Here is a 17,166-nt window from a genome sequence, read left to right as displayed (position 1 = left end):
TTAAAACAAAGTGGCAAAAGCATGAGTTTTGCCTATATTCTGTGTACAATTGTAAGTCTACGCAGATTTTTACCCTACATGATTCAATCGTGTAGCTCTCATTTGTTTCGGAAAGTACCATGATTTATGAAATTACTGATCTACAAAAAATAGGACAAGGTTGTTCAAAAATCGTATTCCAACATCCTGTTGATGAAAATAAAGTGATTAAAATCATGAATCCTGAGCGTGTAGGAAGTGATGGCGGCTGGGAAGGTCACGGAAAAATTAAGCGCCAGCTCTCACAAGGAGTCTACAAACAGTTTCGCCGAGAACTTCTCCAGTATCTTCAACTGTGTAAAAACCAATATAAGCACAATCAGTTTGTCTTTCCTGTCGAAACCCCTTATGGCTTTGCTCAAACCAGTCATGGCTTAGGTCTAATTACCGAAAAAATTGTCAGCCCAAATGACCAAGGTATGACCTTATTTGAACTCTGCAAAACCAAACAGTTTGAAGAAAAACATACGCAAGCTTTAGATGAGTTTTTTAAGGCATGTTGTGATTTACATATTGTTTTTGGGGAGGTCAATATCGCCGGCATTATGTATACCGAAACTCGTAATAATAAACCCGAATTTGTCTTGGTTGATGGTATGGGTGAAAAGCTGTTTATCCCCCTCAGAGCCATGTTCAAGTCCATCAATACCAGCAACATCCATAAAGTTGAAAATAAAATTCGTCAACAAATGAATAATCTTATGCAATAAGTCCGTATTCCATTTGTTCCGCATACTTTATTTGATTGAAGCCAAAATTATGATTTATCAACTCGACCAGCTGCAACTCTTAGGACAAGGTGGTTATAAAATCGTTTACCAACACCCGACAGAGCACGATAAAGCCATTAAAATAATGAACCCAAACCGATTTACTGCTGATGGTGAATGGGCTCATCTCAAAGGATTCAAACGCACGCACGCGCAAGGTCCGTATAAACAATTTCGTCGAGAAATTCTACAATACCTGCAATTGTGTAAAAATCACTACCGTCAAAATCGTTTCCAATTTCCAGTTGAAACCCCATATGGTTTAGTACAAACCAACAAAGGTTTGGGACTCGTTGTTGAAAAAATTGTCAGCCCTACCAAGCAAGGGGTAACACTGGCTAAGCTTTGTCAAACACATCAATTTACTGAACAACATGCAAAAGCCTTAGATCAATTTTTTAATGATTGTTGTGAACTACATATTGTGTATAACGATGTGAATATCGAAGGCATTATGTATACCGAAACACGAAGCAATCAACCCGAATTTGTCTTGGTCGATGGTATGGGTGAAAAATTATTTATTCCAATCCGAGCTATGAGCAAAAGAATTAATGCACATAATGTTCGTAAAATTGAACAAAGAATTCGTGCCAAAATGCAAGAATATCTGGATACAGCAAAAGAACCTGAATTTTCTGATTTTGCTAAATCTGCATAATTAAACATGCAATAAGATAAAAAACCGAGCTTAATCGCTCGGTTTTTTGTTTTCAGATCCACAGCTATTGCAGTACTTCAGTTTATTTGTGAGCTATTCAGCACTGAAAAATAGTCTTGTAAAACATTGGGCCACTGTTAAAAAATCAACAATCCTGTACGTCATAGCGCACAAGACTTCAGGTATATTTCAGCTATGTCTCAACTTCATTTTTTAATATGATAAAAACATATGAACAGGACGTTCTCAGATAAAAATTATTCCAACCGAAAAAATACCCTTATTTCCTCATCTCTCATGGCGACAAGATCCATCGATCCCCTAAGAGCAGAAAACTGGTATAGATGTTGCTTTTATTCAAAAGTACTCAGTAGGGTAAGTTCTATCTTCGTCTTATTTCTTAGATTTGATTTTTACGGATGGCTATATTTAAAATGAAAAACTGGCAAAAAAAATTACTACTTTCCACTACATTCGTAGCCGTAGCACTAAGTAGTACTGTCCAAGCAAAAGAATGGAAAACCATTCGTTTTGGCACAGAATCTGCGTATGCACCTTTTGAATATAAAACACCAGACAATAAGCTGGTCGGTTTTGACATCGACTTGGGCAATGCCATTTGTGCCAAATTAAAAGCCAAATGTGTCTGGGTAGAAAATTCCTTTGATGGAATGATTCCTGCGCTCAAAGCGAAAAAATTCGACGGTATTCTGTCTTCAATGACGGTCACTACGGATCGCGCAAAACAAATCGCATTTAGCAATAAAATTTACAACACGCCTACCCGTATGGTCGCGAAGAAAGGCTCTCCTTTACTCCCTACGCCTGCATCCCTAAAAGGCAAACGTGTGGGTGTACAACAAGGTACGATTCAAGAAGGCTATGCAAAAGCCTATTGGGCACCTAAAGGTGTGAATGTGGTTCCTTACCCAAACCAGGATGTGCTTTACCAAGACATGGTTTCGGGACGTCTAGATGCAACATTACAAGATGCGATTATGGTCGATGCTGGTTTCCTAAAATCGGCGAAAGGCAAAGGCTTTGCTTTTGCAGGCAATAATGTGGTCGATGCCAAAACACTAGGTGTAGGGGCTGCAATCGGCTTACGTAAAGAAGATGCTGATCTGAAAAAGAATATTGATAAAGCATTAGCTGAAATTATTGCCGACGGCACCTATAAGAAACTCGAGAAAAAATACTTCTCTTTCAGCATTTATTAATTTATAGGGTGTCGGTTAAATACCGACACCCTATATATATTGCTGATTTATAAAATTTTATATTTTTACTCGGAGAAACTGAGTATGTTTCTGTCTGGCTATGGTCCCGTATTACTCAGTGGCACTTGGATGACCATACAGCTTGCTTTGTTATCACTAGTGCTTTCGATCATTATTGGATTGTTTGGGGCGAGTGCCAAACTCTCTCGTATTCAAATCTTACGTCATGTTGCAACCCTCTATACCACGCTCATTCGTAGTGTTCCTGATCTGGTGATCATGTTGTTGCTGTTCTATAGCCTGCAACTTGGATTGAACTCGATTACCGAATCGATCCATATGGAGCAAATTGACATCAATCCCTTTGTGGCAGGGGTGATTACTTTAGCCTTTATTTATGGGGCTTATTTTACGGAAACCTTTCGTGGCGCATTTCAAGCCGTCCCCAAAGGTCAACTTGAAGCTGCATATGCCTATGGCATGACCCCATTTCAAGTCTTCAGGCGTGTCCTCTTTCCACAAATGATGCGTTTTGCCTTACCGGGGATTGGCAATAACTGGCAAGTCCTCATCAAAGCCACTGCCTTGGTGTCCTTAATTGGTTTGACCGACATCGTCAAAATTACCCAAGATGCAGGTCGAAGCAGCATGCAAGTGTTCTATTTCAGTATTGTTGCAGCCGTCATTTATCTGGCCATCACCACCCTTTCGAATTTGATTCTCATGTGGCTGGAACGTCGTTACTCTGCTGGTGTGAAAAAGGGACAACTATGATTGAAATTATTCAACAATACTGGCAGTCCTATCTGTGGACCGATGGTTTTCAAATGACTGGGGTCGCCATGACCGCGTGGCTACTGGTCTTATCGATTGCGATTGGTTTTGTTCTGGCTGTGCCTTTGTCAATTGCTCGAGTTTCTGAGCATGCTTTTGTACGTGGACCTGTTTGGTTTTTTACTTATATTTTCCGTGGTACCCCCTTATATGTGCAGCTACTGATTATTTATACTGGGATTTATAGTCTCGAATTTGTCCATGCCCATGAACGGCTCGATGAGTTTTTTAGAGAGGGGCTTAATTGCACCATTTTAGCGTTTGCACTCAATACAGCAGCTTATACCACTGAAATTTTTGCAGGGGCCATACGTTCGATTCCCTATGGCGAAATTGAGGCAGCAAAAGCTTTTGGAATGTCGCCTTGGAAACGCTATACCCGCATTATTATTCCGTCGATGCTACGCCGAGCATTGCCGTTTTATGGCAATGAAGTCATTTTGATGCTGCACGCAACCACCATTGCCTTCACTGCAACCGTGCCTGATATTCTCAAAATTGCACGAGATGTCAATGCTGCCACTTATGCCACGTTTGATGCCTTTGGCATTGCCGCTGTGCTGTATGCCTGTCTGGCATTTATCCTCATTTGGATCTTTCGTAAATTGGAACAACGCTGGCTGGCGTTTTTAAAACCATCGAATCATTAGGAGAAACAATGGAAAATTCAGCAAAACTGGTGATTCGAGACCTTTGTAAAAGTTTTGGCGATCATGAAGTCTTAAAAGGGGTTTCACTTGAGGCACATGCAGGTGATGTGATTAGTATTATTGGTTCCTCGGGTTCTGGTAAAAGTACCTTTCTTCGTTGTATCAATTTTCTAGAGCAACCGAGCCAAGGCAGCATTCAACTCAATGGCGAACAGTTAGAGACCACTTTAGATAAAAATGGCGATCTCAAAGCGACAAACCCTAAACAACTGCAAAAAATGCGCACCCAACTGATGATGGTCTTTCAACATTTCAATTTATGGTCGCATATGACGGTATTAGAAAATATTATTGAAGGGCCCATTCATGTCTTGGAGCTAAAGCGGAGTGAGGCAGAAGAGCGTGCGCGAAAATATTTAAGAAAAGTTGGGCTCGCAGAAAATGTCGAAAAGAAATATCCGTCTTTTTTGTCAGGAGGACAACAACAGCGTGTTGCAATTGCCCGTGCCTTAGCGATGGAACCTGAAGTGATGTTATTTGATGAACCGACCAGTGCTCTAGACCCTGAACTGGTGGGTGAGGTATTGAAAGTGATGCAAAGTTTGGCTGAAGAAGGCCGAACCATGATTGTGGTCACCCATGAAATGGGCTTCGCACGCCATGTGTCCAATCATGTTATTTTCTTAGATCAAGGCAAAATTGAAGAACAAGGTGATCCAAAAGAAGTTTTGATTCACCCCAAAAGTGAACGCCTGCAACAGTTTTTAGAGGGTAACTTTAAATAATTGAATAGCTTTCAAGAGCTTGTCTCAGCAATGATTCAACATTCAATGCTCTGTTGAAAAGATAAAGCGCCTCGTTTGATCTGATCCCGCGAAACTATATGCATTCAGATAAAAAACCGAGCAGTTTCGCTCGGTTTTTTTATCTTTCCACCTAAGTTTTTATAGATTGGTGTATCGATTTTTAGTGGTATCCATCACCAAAAAACTGGTGATCGAGCTAATGGATGGAATCGTTCCTAAAACATCAGTATGAAACTTTTTATAAGACTTGATGTCTGCCACTTCAACCCTGAGCAAATACTCGACCGAGCCTGTAATGGTATGACACTCAGTAACTTCATCCGTTGCAGTGATCACATCCTCAAACTGACTCAAGCTTTCTTTTGAGTGACAAGACAGCCCAATAGTCACATAAACCGTTAAACCAACACCCAAAAGCGAACGGTCAATCACCGCTTTATAGCCTCGGATCACACCAATTCTTTCTAACTCTTGCACGCGTCGTAAACAGGCCGAGGGTGACAAACCCACGCGTTCTGCCAGTTTAATATTGGTTAAATGTGCATCGCGTTCAAGCTCACACAATATTTTTCGGTCTAATCGATCTAATTCAATCATTTGTTGCATAAAACTCAGTATTAACGATCAATATACAACCAAATTGTGCTAGATCAACAATAAAATGATATTTATTTGATTACGCCATCCCCTTTATGAATGCGTCACTGTTTGTCTCTTATCTGCTGTTCTGTGTCGTGATGACCTGCACACCTGGACCCAATAATGCACTGGTCATGCTGTCTGGTGCACGATTTGGCATCAGTAAAACCCTACCTCTGGTTTTAGGCATTGCCTTTGGTGTGGCCGTGCAACTCTTCGCCATTGGCATCGGGTTAAATCAGATGTTTCTAGCCCTGCCCCAGCTCCAATTTATTTTAGGTTTGATCGGCACTGCTTATATTCTGTGGCTCGCATGGAAAATCGCGTCCAGTGGGCCACTCAACATCGAATTAGAACAAAAACCATCGATGGGTTTTCTACAAGGGGCTCTTTTTCAGTGGGTCAATCCCAAAGCATGGATTATCTCTATCAGCACCATTGCCACATATTTTGCTTTAAACCATTATGTCAGTGATATTCTTTATGCGGCCCTGATTTTAATGGTGGTTTCCATTCCATGTGTCGGGGTTTGGGCAGTCGGTGGTCTTTTCTTACGCCAATATCTAATGAAACCGCGCTTTGCCTTGAGCTTTAACATAACGATGGCAATCGCCTTATTGGTCGCTGTGTTACCTGCAGCATTAAAATTGATGAATACGCACATCGGAACATAAAAACGCTACAGTACTTAAAGAAAAAACTGCTCAATAAATGTGACTAAATCCTATGCCTCAAAAGCAAAAAGCCTGATTTTTTCATCAGGCTTTTTTATTACTGCTGCTGTTGCTGCTCTTGTTGCCAACGGCGTTGCTGTAAACGCTCACCTTCAACCTCACGCTTATTACGTGCTGACTCATACAGTTTGGTTCCTTTGAGCTCAGGGGGTAAATATTCTTGCATCACAAAATGCTCTGGATAGTTGTGCGGATACAAGTAGTCGACGCCATAGCCCTGCTCTTTCATCAACTTGGTCGGAGCATTTCTTAAATGCAACGGCACAGGTAAATTCGCTGTTTTTTCAGCCAAATCCAACGCTTTGTTGATCGCAAGATAAGTACTGTTACTTTTGGCACTGGTCGCCAAATACACCGCACACTGCCCAAGAATAATTCGACACTCTGGCATGCCCACCGCTTGAACAGAACGGAAGCATTCTCCAGCAAGCAGCAGTGCATTGGGGTTTGAGTTGCCAATGTCCTCAGAGGCTGCAATCAACATCCGACGGGCAATAAAAACAGGATCTTCACCGCCTTTGAGCATACGTGCCATCCAATACAAGGTGGCATCAGGATCACTCCCTCGAATTGACTTAATAAAAGCCGACACCAAATCATAATGCTGCTCACCCGATTTGTCATAACGGGCGATATTTTGCTGTGCAACTTTGACCACCATTGCATTGGTCACGATATTTTCAACGTCAGGCTCGAAGGTGCCCGCAATCAGTTCAATTAAATTCAAGGCTTTGCGGGCATCACCTGCGGCAAACTGCACCAGTGCTTCAAATTCTTCAATTTGAATATAACGTTCTTTTAAAAACGGATCGTTCTTAATCGCTTGCAGTAATAAAGTTTGAATCGCATCGGCATCGAGCGCATTTAAGGTATAGACCTGACAACGCGACAACAATGCACTGTTGACTTCAAAAGAAGGATTTTCGGTGGTGGCACCAATGAGGGTAATTTTGCCTTTCTCCACAGCATTCAGTAAGGCATCTTGCTGTGATTTGTTAAAGCGATGAATTTCATCAATAAACACCACAGGTGGCATTAAATCTCCACCATCAGCAATGATCTCACGGAGCTCTTTAACACCCGTATTGAGTGCAGATAGACTGACAAAAGGTCGATCAATCGCTTGCGCCAGCAGTAAAGCAATGGTGGTTTTCCCCACGCCTGGCGGCCCCCAAAAAATAATCGATGGCAAATGCCCTTGATCGATCATTTGGCGGAGCGGTGCCTGCTCACCCAATAAGTGATCCTGCCCAATAATTTCAGATAAATCACGCGGGCGTAAACGTTCAGGCAGTGGAATATTGCTATCAGACATAGGGCTAGGACTTATCATGCGTTCATCGAATGCTTATGTTATGGCAAATTCAGGCAAATGACACAAGCTTTTCATGCAATTTGATTGTGCTTTTATCGGCTAGCGAACCCAACGCACAATATAGTCTTCGATGTCGTCATCCTGAATCTCTTCTTCAGAAATACAGCGTCCTGCTGCAGACTTTTTCGCTTTCAGAATACTTTGACGTGAGCCCGTGTTCAAATAGTGCCATCTGGGCAAATTTTTACCTTCATGCAGACGGCGATAAGCACAGCTCGGTGGTAACCAATGAATCGTGTCTAAAAGTTCGGGCGTGAGCTGGATACAATCGGGCACATGCTGCTTGCGGTTCGGATAATCCCGACAACTGGCCGTTTGACAGTCCAGCAGTTTACAGGCCACTTTGGTATAGGCGACTTCTTGGCTTTCTTCATCTTCAAGTTTCACCAAACAGCACAGACCACAACCATCACACAACGCTTCCCACTCTGCTGAACGTAGCTCAGTGAGCGCATAATGCTTCCAAAACTCTAGTCGTAATTCCTGTGACATGACGCTTGCCGATAAACTCAATAGCACATTATACCCTATAGTAACTGTACTTTTCAGCACCATCAAATTTTCAATATTTACATCATATTCATAAACTTAAAATACAAACAGAACACTTTTTAAACAAAAGCAACACAGTGTGTCCGAGCCTTCTTTCTATACTAATAGAGTAATAAATAAGAACATCTATGGAGAAAAATTATGTTTCGTTGGGCGATTATCTTCGCAGTGATTGCACTGATTGCAAGTTTACTTGGTTTTGGCGGCGTAGCAGGTTTATCCAAAGACTTTGCGATTATTTTATTGGTGATTGCTGTGATTCTAGCGATTGTCGGATTTTTATCCCGTGGCAAAGTCTAAAGTACGCGACTATTAATAAAAAAAAGAAGGATTCAGATCCTTCTTTTTTTATGTGTGCCTTTAAAAATAATTTCTCACACTTCTCATGTAGATCGGAATATTTTTCAAATCCTTGTAAAAGTTTTTATGCTTTAATCAGAACAGATCATCTATCAGGATTTGAGCATGACAATCAGTATTCAAACTCGAGAAATTCAATATAACGCAGCCGATGGACAACGCTTAGTCGGTTATTTTGCAGCACCAAGCTCTCAAACACCGCATGCAGGTATCATCGTTGCACCCGAATGGTGGGGCCGAAATGAATATACTGAACAACGTGCTCGCGAACTGGCTGAACACGGTTATGCCGCACTGGCGATTGATATGTACGGCGACAAAAATGTCACCACAGATGCGAAACAAGCCTATGAATGGATGATGCAAACTTTTGCCGATGCAGACACCATCGTCAACCGTGCGCAAGCAGGTTTAGATACGCTTGCAGCCCAGCCTGAAGTGAATCCCACTCAACTGGCGGCGATTGGTTTTTGTTATGGCGGTAAAGTGGTTTTAGACTTAGCTCGCTCAGGCGCACCACTAAAAGCAGTGGTGACTTTCCATGCCACATTGGCACCGAAAGCCCCTGCGGTCGAAGGTCAAATTCAGGGTGAAATTTTAGTTTTACATGGTGAGTTAGACAGCATGGTCACGTTGGATGATGTTGCCAGCTTCCGTGAAGAAATGCATGCGGCAAAAGTGGACCATGAAGTCATCATTTTTGAAGATGCGAAGCACGGTTTTAGCAACCCATTGGCCGATGAGCGTGCCAAAGCCAATGGCGTAGACTTGGGCTATAACCCAGAAGCAGAAAGACAAGGGCTAGATGCAATGTATGACTTGCTAGAACGCAATCTCAGTGCTTAACTAGAGCTGAGAATTCAACTATTTGATTTTTCAGATCCAACAGGATACATAATTAGATTTTAGAGGAGATAACAATGACTGAGACCCACTGCCAATATTGTAATTTTGATGAATATGACGTGCTTGATAAAAATGACTTTGGGGTGATTTTGCCCGAACCCAATGCATTGTCTAAAGGTCACTGTGTCATTATCCCTCTACGTCATGTGAGCTCATTTTTTGACATTACCGACAAAGAACGTAAAAGTTTAATGTCTTTGCTGGAACTGGCACGTAATGAACTTCAATTACGTCATCAACCTTCAGGCTTTCATATTGGTTTTAATGACGGTGAAATATTTGGGAATGTATCTGAACACTTACATATCCATATTATTCCACGCTACAAAGACCAAGAGCTAAAACTCGATGCACGTTGGGGCATGACAAAAGACTAAGTTTTTATGGTTTTAAATGGCGCGTAAGCGCCATTTTTTATGCGCAAAAACTCGGGCTCAGAAAAGACATTCAGTTATACTAAGCCGAATTTCTTGCTTGTGCCTCAGATGTCTCCTTTCTCTTTTTCAGATGCGTTACTGACTTGGTTCGATGTTCATGGTCGACATGACCTGCCATGGCAAGTAGCCAATGATCCCTACAAAGTCTGGGTGTCTGAAATTATGCTGCAACAGACCCAAGTCAAAACCGTGCTGCAATACTTCGAGCGTTTTATCGAACGCTTCCCAACCGTTGCAGCTTTAGGGACAGCATCATGGGATGAGGTCGCACCTTACTGGGCAGGTCTGGGCTACTATGCCCGTGCACGTAATCTACATAAAGCCGCAGGGGTTGTGGCACGTCAGGGACACTTTCCTCAAACTTTAGAGGACTGGATTGAACTGCCAGGTATTGGTCCATCAACCGCAGGGGCGCTGATGTCTTTGGGTTTACGTCAGTACGGCGTCATTATGGATGGCAATGTAAAACGCGTGCTCGCGCGTTTTTTTGCCATTGAGGATGATCTAAGCAAACCTGTGCATGAACGCAGCATGTGGCAACTGGCCACTGAACTCTGTCCAACTGAACGTAACCACGACTATACCCAAGCCATCATGGATTTGGGGGCAACCGTCTGTACCCCTAAAAAACCGCTGTGTTTATACTGCCCAATGCAGCAACACTGTAAGGCCCATGCACAAGGGCTAGAAACTGAGCTGCCTTTTAAAAAACCCAAGAAAGCTGTGCCTGTGAAGTCAGCCCAAGTTTTGGTGCTGCGTCATCACAATCAATGGCTGTGGCAACAGCGTCCCAATAGTGGACTGTGGGGTGGTTTATGGTGTTTACCTATTTTTGAAAATCGTGATGAACTCACGCAACTGTGCCAAAGTCTAGGACTGAAACAAGTCTCGCAACGTGCTGAAATTTCGCATAGTTTCACCCATTTCACTTGGCAACTGGAAGCGCTTTGCTTTGAAGTCGATGCCGATCAACTCGAACATTTAAGTATAGAATTGGCCAGCACATGGATAGACATACAAAACGTCACAGAAATGGGCATCCCAACTGCGATGAAAAAATTGATCTCAGCAATTCAACTGTGACATAGTTGGGTGATCGATTGGGTTCACCCTTAGACTTTAAAATTAGATCACTGAAATAATAAAGGATTGTTCGTGCGTAATTGTTTGCCCCGCCTTTCTGCGCTTGCCAGTTTAAGTTTTGTGATTCTGTTACTCGCAGCTTGCCGTACCACGCCGCCTGCACCAAGTGGAAGCCAGTTACCTGCCTCACAAGTCCAACAGCTGAAAAACATGCGTTTAGCTCAGCAGCTGCCTGTACCCGTTCAAGGCATTAAACGTCATGGACTCACAGATACGTGGGGAGCGTCTCGCAGTAGTGGACGGACGCATGAAGGCATCGACATTCTGGCTCCACGTGGAACAAAAGTTTTTTCTGCCACAGAAGGGCTCGTCGCAGACTTACGCAATAACAATTTGGGTGGTAAAGTGGTTTGGATTATGGGGCCAGCAGGCACTTGGCATTACTACGCTCATCTTGATGACCATAAACGTGGCTTAAGTGTCGGCGACTATGTCAGAAAAGGCGACCTGATCGGCTATGTCGGCAATACAGGCAATGCACGGCACACAGCCCCACATTTGCATTATGGACTTTATTTACAAGGTAAAGGCCGTGGTGCAGTAAATCCCTATCCTTATTTACGTTAACTTTAGGAATTTTTCATGTCAGAAGCGTTGATCAACCGTCTGGTCGAATTTGCTGAATCAGGCAATCAACAAAAAATCATCTTGGCCGGACAAAACCACCAAGGTTGGATCATGGAAATTACCGAAGATGCGCTTTTAATCAGTACTGGATTTGCTGAAAAAACAGGAAAAGATGTTTGGATTAACTTTTCCGACCTCGAACACGCCCAATTGTTTTATTGGGACAATCAACACGACCAATGGGCACCTTTTACCCTATAAAAAGATCAGGAGCATGTTCATGACCACTAAACGCTGCGGATGGTGCTCCTCAGACCCACTTTACATCGACTACCATGATCATGAGTGGGGTAAACCACTACATGATGAAAAGCAGTTATTTGCGATGCTCTGCCTCGAAGGTCAACAAGCGGGGCTGTCATGGATTACCGTCCTGAAAAAGCGTGAACATTATCATCGCCAGTTTTTTCAATATTCCATTGAACAAATTGCGGCTTTGAGTGATACAGACTTAGCCGAAAAAGTCCAAGATATCGGCTTAATTCGCCATATCGGGAAGCTGACCGCCATTCGTGACAATGCGCTTGCATGGCAAGCCCTAAAGCAACAAGGCATTGACCCCGTTGAGTGGCTCTGGAACTTTGTCGGGCAACACGCAATCAACAATAATGTCCCGGACTACCGCACAGCACCTGCACAGACACCTCAAAGCCAAAATATGTCTAAAACCCTAAAAAAACAGGGCTTTAAATTTGTCGGACCCACCACCTGCTATGCCTTTATGCAAGCAGTCGGTATGGTCAATGATCACGAAAACAGCTGTCATTTTAAATAAAAGTACATAAAAAACAGGAAAATAAGGATATAGAATATGACGGATAACACCATTCGTGCCTATGCGGCAATGCAAGCAGGTGCAGCACTACAACCCTATCAATTCGATGCGGGTGAACTGCAACCACATCAGGTCGAAGTCCAAGTCGAATATTGTGGATTGTGCCATTCCGATGTTTCAGTCATTAACAATGAATGGAACTCTTCGGTCTACCCCGTTGTCGCTGGTCATGAAATTATTGGCACCATCAGTCGCTTAGGCTCCGAAGCCAAAGGGCTTAAACTTGGACAGCGCGTCGGTATTGGCTGGACGGCAGAAAGCTGCCAACACTGTGATCCCTGTGTGTCGGGCCAACAAGTGCTCTGTACAGGAGGACCGACAGCAACCATCGTCGGTCATGCAGGCGGCTTTGCCGACAAAGTCCGCGCAGGTTGGCAGTGGATTATTCCTTTACCTGAAGAGCTGGATCCTGAGTCAGCGGGTCCTTTATTGTGCGGCGGTATTACCGTTTTTGATCCGATTTTAAAACACCAAATCCAAGCCATTCACCATGTCGGGGTAATTGGGATTGGTGGTCTAGGGCATATGGCCATTAAGCTACTTCGAGGATGGGGCTGTGAAATTACTGCATTCACCTCGAACCTAGACAAAACTGACGAGCTCAAAGCTATGGGCGCAGATCATGTGGTGAATAGCCGTGATGTGGATGCGCTTAAAACCCAGCGAGGCAAATTCGATCTATTGCTCAGTACGGTGAATGTCACGCTCAATTGGCCTGCCTATATTAGTACACTGGCACCGAATGGCACGATCCATCTGCTAGGCCTGCCCCTTGAGCCCATCAAGTTAAATGCAGGTAGTCTGATTGCTGGAGCAAAGTCTATCACGGGTTCACCCACTGGCTCCCCTGCGGCATTACGTCAGCTACTCAAATTCGCTGCACGTAAAAACATTGCGCCACAAATTGAACTGTATCCTATGTCACAGTTGAATGAAGCACTGGAACGGTTACATTCTGGAAAAGCCCGCTATCGGATCGTCCTCAAAGCCGATTTTTAATCCATAAGCGCCTCAAAACAGGCGCTTTTTTTATACCGCTTGTTTGACCAACGTCGAACTGCTGAGTTGCGCTTTCACCCAATCGGCCAACAAGGTGACCGCTGCTCGAATATCTGTTGAAATTTCATGACCTGCATTGAGGCGGATACAGTTTTTATAACGCTGCCCTTCACCAAAGACTTCGCCTGGCACAATATTAATACCGTGCTGCTGAGCAAAATAGTACATATCTAAACCATCGATACACTCGGGTAGCTGTAACCACAGCGCATAACCACCTAAGGGTTGATTGATACGTAACTCAATTCCGTTAAAGGCATGCTGAATCATGTGTCGGTATTGCTCAACTTGCTGTTTCAAAATCGGCTTTAACTGCTGTAAATGCTCCCGATAAGCACGACTATAAATGAGATCGGCCAGTGCCAACTGCAAGGGTGTATTCACTGTGATATTTTGCATCAGTAACGTAGCCTTCAAATGCGCTAAGCGCTGCGGAATACAAAACCAACCTACCCGATACGCAGTTGAAAGTGACTTGGAAACCGAACCACAGAAAATCACATAACCCTGCTGATCCCAATACTTAATCGGCAACGGACGACTCGAACTGAAACTACATTCACCATAGATATCATCTTCAATCACATAGCACTGATAGCGCGCCGCCAGTTGTGCAATTTTTTCTTTTTCTGCATTGCTTAAGCAAAACCCCAATGGATTTTGATAATTGGCCGTGAGTAAACACGCTTTTGCGCCTGAACTTTGCATGACCTGCTCTAAACGTTCAAGATCAAAGCCTTGGGTATCGGCTGGAATTTCAATAATTTTTCGTTTTAACCCCGCCAACATTTGCAACTGACCATTAAAATTCGGGGTGGGCACAATTACGCTGTCCCCTTCCTTGCTGAGGTGTTGGATCATCACCGACAACGCAGGCATACAGCCATTGCTGATGTAAATATCATCCTGCGAAATATAGAAGCCATCTTCAGCCCAATGCTCAGACAAGGCCTGCCGTAAGCGAATATGGCCCTGCTTATCGCTATATAAAAAATCTTCAGGTTGGCTGTGTTTTAAGGCGCGTTGAATGGAGCGGCGGAGCGCTTCTACAGGCACATGTTTTGGAGAAAGCTGAATCGCGCCCAAATGGATGAGACGGCTATTAATGGAAGACTGTTGAATTTCTAGCTGTAGCTCTAAATTAGAAATATCACGGGCTTGAGACTGAAAATCAGGATGCTGTGGTACAGGAATAGATGGGCTGGTATTTTTCTGATAACTGACAAAATAACCCGACTTATTTTTCACATGAATATACCCCTGCGACTCGAGTAGCTCATAACAGCTCTTGGCCGTATTCAAGCTGACCTTTTGTAAGTTAGCAAACTGGCGTAACGACAGCAACTTTTGCCCTGCGGGTAATTCAGCATTTTGAATTTTTTCAAGCAACTGTGCAGCCAAGCTTTGATACTGAAATGCCATTCATCTGTACCTATTTTTTTAAATCTTATGTATCTGTATCCATTATGCCAACAGAATTATGCTTCTGTCATTCGTTCACAACCATAAATAGGCACTTTTATGAAAAAAATAATCATATCTCTCTTTTGCTTATTGAGCTTATCGGCTTGCCAACCGCCACATATTTCGCAGCAGGTACAGCAGCAGCATTTTATTTGTAAAGCACTGATTGAAGGCTTTCTGAAAACGCAAAATTTAACGGATTATCAGTTTTTAAGTTTAGCGCCGAGCTTGACTGAAACCTCGACCCAACGAACCTATCAATATCGGTTGAACAATGAACGTGAAATGCAGATGAACTTGCCTCGCCAGAAAAATTTACAGTTTCAATGTGACCAAAGCAGTGCTGAAAACTTCAAGATCTCGCTCGCTGGTGAAGGACATGCCATGCTCAGTTTAATCCAGTTAGACCTGCCTAAGGCTTCAACCTTAGAGCTGCTGAACGCTTATCAACAGCCTTAAGTTTTAAAAAAGCCTGCATTGCAGGCTTCTTCGTCTTTAAAATTAATGTAAGGCAGTCGGTAAGTGGGCAGGTGTCCCCTCTTGTTCCAGCAATTGATTTTTCATTTTTTGCAGCATTTGATAGGGTTGTTGTTGGACAAACATATTCACAAACTTCAGTGGTATCGATCCCTCAGGGTTAGCATAACCTGAGGTCGAAACCTTGACTTTATTTGATCCCAGTTTCTGAAAAGTCCAATCGCCCTCATAATGATTTAGACGCACATAATCTGGATTTTTAAGAATGTTTTTATCAATCGCTTTATTTTTAATGCTAATAATGCCCTGACTGTCCTTGGTCATTTTCCCCTGCACCACCAAGTCACGGTCTTTTAAAGGAAAAGGAAAATCCAGCACCATATACAGCTGAAACTCGCCTTTTTTATCATCACGCGACAAGACTTTCACACTGCCCATATACGGCACCCATTTCACCGCATGGTCAACATCTAAGATCAATGACACTGCTTTTTCAATCGGTACATCAAACGTGGTTTCAGCCTTATATAAAAAGACTGGGTTTTGCGCATTTTGATAGGTCCAAACTTTAATATTATTTTTATGAATACTGAGTTTGGCTTGATCCATAGGTTTGGCTTGTGCTGTCGTCATCACGGCAACAACACAAGCCATATATATGACTTTTTTCATTCTATTCTTCGTCTTATTTTAGTTTTTTATCTTGTTTTTATGGCGAATGAAGCAGGTTTTTAAACTTGAATGTCGTTAAAACCCAGTACATCTTTCATGTCATATTTACGTGCTTCACGTCCTACCACCCAAGCCGCAGCACGTACCGCACCCGAAGCAAAGTTCATACGGTTGGTCGCTTTATGAGTAATTTCAACACGCTCACCATCAGCAATAAACATAGCCGTATGTTCACCGACAATATCGCCGCCACGAATGGTTTGGAAACCAATACTTTGACGCTCACGTGGTCCTGTATGACCTTCACGGCAATACACTGCATCGGTTTTCAAGTCACGACCTAAAGCACCCGCAATGGCCTCACCCATCATCAACGCTGTGCCTGATGGTGCATCGACTTTATGACGGTGATGCGCTTCAATCACTTCAATATCCACTGTGTCGCCAAAGACTTTAGACGCCAATTCCAACAGCTTAATCGAAACGTTGACCCCCACAGAATAGTTGGCTGCATAGACCACAGGTGTTTGAGTCGCAGAGTCATCCAAATAAGCTTTTTGTTCGTCATTCATACCCGTGGTACCAATGACAATGGCAACCCCAGCTTCACGACAAATTTTTAAATGTTGAACAGTCGCTACTGGTGCAGTGAAATCAATAATCACATCACAATCTTTCACTACCGCTTCCAGACTACCCACCACCTTCACGCCGAGGCTGCCAATACCAGCAAGCTCACCTGCATCTGTACCAACCAGTGAGCTTTCAGGGCGTTCCACTGCCGCAGCGAGTTGATAGCCTGCTTCGTGTACCGCTTGAATAAGGATGCGACCCATACGGCCGCCGGCACCTAAGACACCAATGCGTGGAGCTGCTGACATAACATATTCCTAATCTAGCTTCAAA

At 43.2% G+C, this 17,166-nt stretch carries 22 protein-coding genes; 16 read left to right on the top strand and 6 right to left on the bottom strand.

What is annotated here, in order from left to right; all coding sequences use genetic code 11:
- Positions 1-119 precede the first annotated feature (119 nt).
- The 6 genes from AXW61_RS01915 to AXW61_RS01890 all read left to right on the top strand — a co-directional run bounded on the left by AXW61_RS01915 (position 120) and on the right by AXW61_RS01890 (position 4,959).
- Positions 120-749 (top strand): YrbL family protein, encoded by a 630-nt coding sequence (locus AXW61_RS01915; protein WP_062031835.1) that lies wholly within the window; start codon positions 120-122, stop codon positions 747-749.
- 49 nt (positions 750-798) lie between these two features.
- Positions 799-1,470, top strand: coding sequence for a YrbL family protein (locus AXW61_RS01910; protein WP_062031832.1), 672 nt, complete (start codon positions 799-801; stop codon positions 1,468-1,470).
- 434 nt (positions 1,471-1,904) lie between these two features.
- Positions 1,905-2,690 carry an ABC transporter substrate-binding protein gene (locus tag AXW61_RS01905; RefSeq protein WP_005401457.1) on the top strand — a complete coding sequence of 262 codons (786 nt, stop codon included), beginning with the start codon at positions 1,905-1,907 and terminating at the stop codon, positions 2,688-2,690.
- Between the two features lie 84 nt (positions 2,691-2,774).
- Positions 2,775-3,464 carry a histidine ABC transporter permease HisQ gene (hisQ, locus tag AXW61_RS01900; RefSeq protein WP_004691820.1) on the top strand — a complete coding sequence of 230 codons (690 nt, stop codon included), beginning with the start codon at positions 2,775-2,777 and terminating at the stop codon, positions 3,462-3,464.
- On the top strand, positions 3,461-4,174 hold the full coding sequence (locus AXW61_RS01895) for an ABC transporter permease (RefSeq protein ID WP_004691821.1): 714 nt from the start codon (positions 3,461-3,463) through the stop codon (positions 4,172-4,174). Before hisQ ends, AXW61_RS01895 begins: the two co-directional genes overlap by 4 nt.
- A gap of 8 nt (positions 4,175-4,182) precedes the next feature.
- On the top strand, positions 4,183-4,959 hold the full coding sequence (locus AXW61_RS01890) for an ATP-binding cassette domain-containing protein (protein ID WP_062031829.1): 777 nt from the start codon (positions 4,183-4,185) through the stop codon (positions 4,957-4,959).
- Between the two features lie 159 nt (positions 4,960-5,118).
- Here AXW61_RS01890 and AXW61_RS01885 read toward each other — a convergent pair whose 3' ends face one another.
- A complete protein-coding gene (locus tag AXW61_RS01885) occupies positions 5,119-5,586 on the bottom strand; it encodes an Lrp/AsnC family transcriptional regulator (protein WP_228254617.1) in 468 nt (155 codons plus the stop codon).
- A gap of 86 nt (positions 5,587-5,672) precedes the next feature.
- Between AXW61_RS01885 and AXW61_RS01880 the strand changes: the two genes are divergently transcribed.
- Positions 5,673-6,293: a LysE family translocator gene (locus tag AXW61_RS01880; protein WP_171254036.1), complete on the top strand. Its 621-nt coding sequence runs from the start codon at positions 5,673-5,675 to the stop codon at positions 6,291-6,293.
- A gap of 97 nt (positions 6,294-6,390) precedes the next feature.
- Here AXW61_RS01880 and AXW61_RS01875 read toward each other — a convergent pair whose 3' ends face one another.
- Positions 6,391-7,668, bottom strand: coding sequence for a replication-associated recombination protein A (locus AXW61_RS01875; protein WP_062031827.1), 1,278 nt, complete (start codon positions 7,666-7,668; stop codon positions 6,391-6,393).
- Between the two features lie 99 nt (positions 7,669-7,767).
- Entirely contained in the window at positions 7,768-8,220 is a 453-nt protein-coding gene (locus tag AXW61_RS01870) for a YcgN family cysteine cluster protein (RefSeq protein WP_062032079.1), read from the bottom strand.
- A 201-nt stretch (positions 8,221-8,421) separates the two neighbouring features.
- Between AXW61_RS01870 and AXW61_RS17055 the strand changes: the two genes are divergently transcribed.
- From AXW61_RS17055 to AXW61_RS01835, 8 genes are all read left to right on the top strand, one after another.
- Positions 8,422-8,580 (top strand): DUF1328 domain-containing protein, encoded by a 159-nt coding sequence (locus AXW61_RS17055; RefSeq protein ID WP_004647174.1) that lies wholly within the window; start codon positions 8,422-8,424, stop codon positions 8,578-8,580.
- 165 nt (positions 8,581-8,745) lie between these two features.
- Positions 8,746-9,486 (top strand): dienelactone hydrolase family protein, encoded by a 741-nt coding sequence (locus AXW61_RS01865; protein WP_062031824.1) that lies wholly within the window; start codon positions 8,746-8,748, stop codon positions 9,484-9,486.
- A gap of 74 nt (positions 9,487-9,560) precedes the next feature.
- Positions 9,561-9,923, top strand: coding sequence for an HIT family protein (locus tag AXW61_RS01860; RefSeq protein WP_004691832.1), 363 nt, complete (start codon positions 9,561-9,563; stop codon positions 9,921-9,923).
- Between the two features lie 108 nt (positions 9,924-10,031).
- Positions 10,032-11,066 carry an A/G-specific adenine glycosylase gene (gene mutY, locus AXW61_RS01855; RefSeq protein ID WP_062032076.1) on the top strand — a complete coding sequence of 345 codons (1,035 nt, stop codon included), beginning with the start codon at positions 10,032-10,034 and terminating at the stop codon, positions 11,064-11,066.
- A gap of 84 nt (positions 11,067-11,150) precedes the next feature.
- Entirely contained in the window at positions 11,151-11,693 is a 543-nt protein-coding gene (locus AXW61_RS01850) for a M23 family metallopeptidase (RefSeq protein WP_171254037.1), read from the top strand.
- Between the two features lie 15 nt (positions 11,694-11,708).
- Positions 11,709-11,954 carry a hypothetical protein gene (locus tag AXW61_RS01845; RefSeq protein ID WP_004691836.1) on the top strand — a complete coding sequence of 82 codons (246 nt, stop codon included), beginning with the start codon at positions 11,709-11,711 and terminating at the stop codon, positions 11,952-11,954.
- Positions 11,955-11,973: 19 nt separating this feature from the next.
- Entirely contained in the window at positions 11,974-12,528 is a 555-nt protein-coding gene (locus AXW61_RS01840) for a DNA-3-methyladenine glycosylase I (protein WP_062031819.1), read from the top strand.
- A 36-nt stretch (positions 12,529-12,564) separates the two neighbouring features.
- Positions 12,565-13,587: an NAD(P)-dependent alcohol dehydrogenase gene (locus tag AXW61_RS01835; protein WP_062031817.1), complete on the top strand. Its 1,023-nt coding sequence runs from the start codon at positions 12,565-12,567 to the stop codon at positions 13,585-13,587.
- A gap of 30 nt (positions 13,588-13,617) precedes the next feature.
- Here the strand turns inward: AXW61_RS01835 and AXW61_RS01830 are convergent, their stop codons facing one another.
- Positions 13,618-15,069, bottom strand: a complete 1,452-nt coding sequence (locus AXW61_RS01830; protein WP_062031814.1) for a PLP-dependent aminotransferase family protein — start codon at positions 15,067-15,069, stop codon at positions 13,618-13,620.
- A gap of 99 nt (positions 15,070-15,168) precedes the next feature.
- Here AXW61_RS01830 and AXW61_RS01825 point away from each other — a divergent pair, with 99 nt between their 5' ends.
- A complete protein-coding gene (locus AXW61_RS01825) occupies positions 15,169-15,570 on the top strand; it encodes a hypothetical protein (protein WP_062031811.1) in 402 nt (133 codons plus the stop codon).
- A 42-nt stretch (positions 15,571-15,612) separates the two neighbouring features.
- On the opposite strand, the gene AXW61_RS01820 is transcribed toward AXW61_RS01825, so the two are convergent.
- Both AXW61_RS01820 and dapB read right to left on the bottom strand, forming a co-directional pair.
- Positions 15,613-16,260 carry an START domain-containing protein gene (locus AXW61_RS01820; RefSeq protein ID WP_062031808.1) on the bottom strand — a complete coding sequence of 216 codons (648 nt, stop codon included), beginning with the start codon at positions 16,258-16,260 and terminating at the stop codon, positions 15,613-15,615.
- Positions 16,261-16,319: 59 nt separating this feature from the next.
- Complete coding sequence (gene dapB, locus AXW61_RS01815) at positions 16,320-17,141, bottom strand: 4-hydroxy-tetrahydrodipicolinate reductase (RefSeq protein ID WP_062031806.1); 822 nt, start codon at positions 17,139-17,141, stop codon at positions 16,320-16,322.
- Positions 17,142-17,166: the final 25 nt, after the last annotated feature.

It is taken from the genome of Acinetobacter sp. BMW17 (assembly GCF_001592855.1).
Classification (GTDB): domain Bacteria; phylum Pseudomonadota; class Gammaproteobacteria; order Pseudomonadales; family Moraxellaceae; genus Acinetobacter; species Acinetobacter johnsonii.
The sequence above is the reverse complement of the archived record's forward strand: the minus strand, read 5'-3'. Positions and strand labels throughout refer to the sequence as shown.

What these genes read in the sequence shown, in the direction of transcription:
- AXW61_RS01915 (WP_062031835.1), top strand. Translation starts at nt 120, where the DNA reads ATGATTTATGAAATTACTGATCTACAAAAAATAGGACAAGGTTGTTCA.
- AXW61_RS01910 (WP_062031832.1), top strand. Translation starts at nt 799, where the DNA reads ATGATTTATCAACTCGACCAGCTGCAACTCTTAGGACAAGGTGGTTAT.
- AXW61_RS01905 (WP_005401457.1), top strand. Translation starts at nt 1,905, where the DNA reads ATGAAAAACTGGCAAAAAAAATTACTACTTTCCACTACATTCGTAGCC.
- hisQ (WP_004691820.1), top strand. Translation starts at nt 2,775, where the DNA reads ATGTTTCTGTCTGGCTATGGTCCCGTATTACTCAGTGGCACTTGGATG.
- AXW61_RS01895 (WP_004691821.1), top strand. Translation starts at nt 3,461, where the DNA reads ATGATTGAAATTATTCAACAATACTGGCAGTCCTATCTGTGGACCGAT.
- AXW61_RS01890 (WP_062031829.1), top strand. Translation starts at nt 4,183, where the DNA reads ATGGAAAATTCAGCAAAACTGGTGATTCGAGACCTTTGTAAAAGTTTT.
- AXW61_RS01885 (WP_228254617.1), bottom strand. Translation starts at nt 5,586, where the DNA reads ATGCAACAAATGATTGAATTAGATCGATTAGACCGAAAAATATTGTGT.
- AXW61_RS01880 (WP_171254036.1), top strand. Translation starts at nt 5,673, where the DNA reads ATGAATGCGTCACTGTTTGTCTCTTATCTGCTGTTCTGTGTCGTGATG.
- AXW61_RS01875 (WP_062031827.1), bottom strand. Translation starts at nt 7,668, where the DNA reads ATGTCTGATAGCAATATTCCACTGCCTGAACGTTTACGCCCGCGTGAT.
- AXW61_RS01870 (WP_062032079.1), bottom strand. Translation starts at nt 8,220, where the DNA reads ATGTCACAGGAATTACGACTAGAGTTTTGGAAGCATTATGCGCTCACT.
- AXW61_RS17055 (WP_004647174.1), top strand. Translation starts at nt 8,422, where the DNA reads ATGTTTCGTTGGGCGATTATCTTCGCAGTGATTGCACTGATTGCAAGT.
- AXW61_RS01865 (WP_062031824.1), top strand. Translation starts at nt 8,746, where the DNA reads ATGACAATCAGTATTCAAACTCGAGAAATTCAATATAACGCAGCCGAT.
- AXW61_RS01860 (WP_004691832.1), top strand. Translation starts at nt 9,561, where the DNA reads ATGACTGAGACCCACTGCCAATATTGTAATTTTGATGAATATGACGTG.
- mutY (WP_062032076.1), top strand. Translation starts at nt 10,032, where the DNA reads ATGTCTCCTTTCTCTTTTTCAGATGCGTTACTGACTTGGTTCGATGTT.
- AXW61_RS01845 (WP_004691836.1), top strand. Translation starts at nt 11,709, where the DNA reads ATGTCAGAAGCGTTGATCAACCGTCTGGTCGAATTTGCTGAATCAGGC.
- AXW61_RS01840 (WP_062031819.1), top strand. Translation starts at nt 11,974, where the DNA reads ATGACCACTAAACGCTGCGGATGGTGCTCCTCAGACCCACTTTACATC.
- AXW61_RS01835 (WP_062031817.1), top strand. Translation starts at nt 12,565, where the DNA reads ATGACGGATAACACCATTCGTGCCTATGCGGCAATGCAAGCAGGTGCA.
- AXW61_RS01830 (WP_062031814.1), bottom strand. Translation starts at nt 15,069, where the DNA reads ATGGCATTTCAGTATCAAAGCTTGGCTGCACAGTTGCTTGAAAAAATT.
- AXW61_RS01825 (WP_062031811.1), top strand. Translation starts at nt 15,169, where the DNA reads ATGAAAAAAATAATCATATCTCTCTTTTGCTTATTGAGCTTATCGGCT.
- AXW61_RS01820 (WP_062031808.1), bottom strand. Translation starts at nt 16,260, where the DNA reads ATGAAAAAAGTCATATATATGGCTTGTGTTGTTGCCGTGATGACGACA.
- dapB (WP_062031806.1), bottom strand. Translation starts at nt 17,141, where the DNA reads ATGTCAGCAGCTCCACGCATTGGTGTCTTAGGTGCCGGCGGCCGTATG.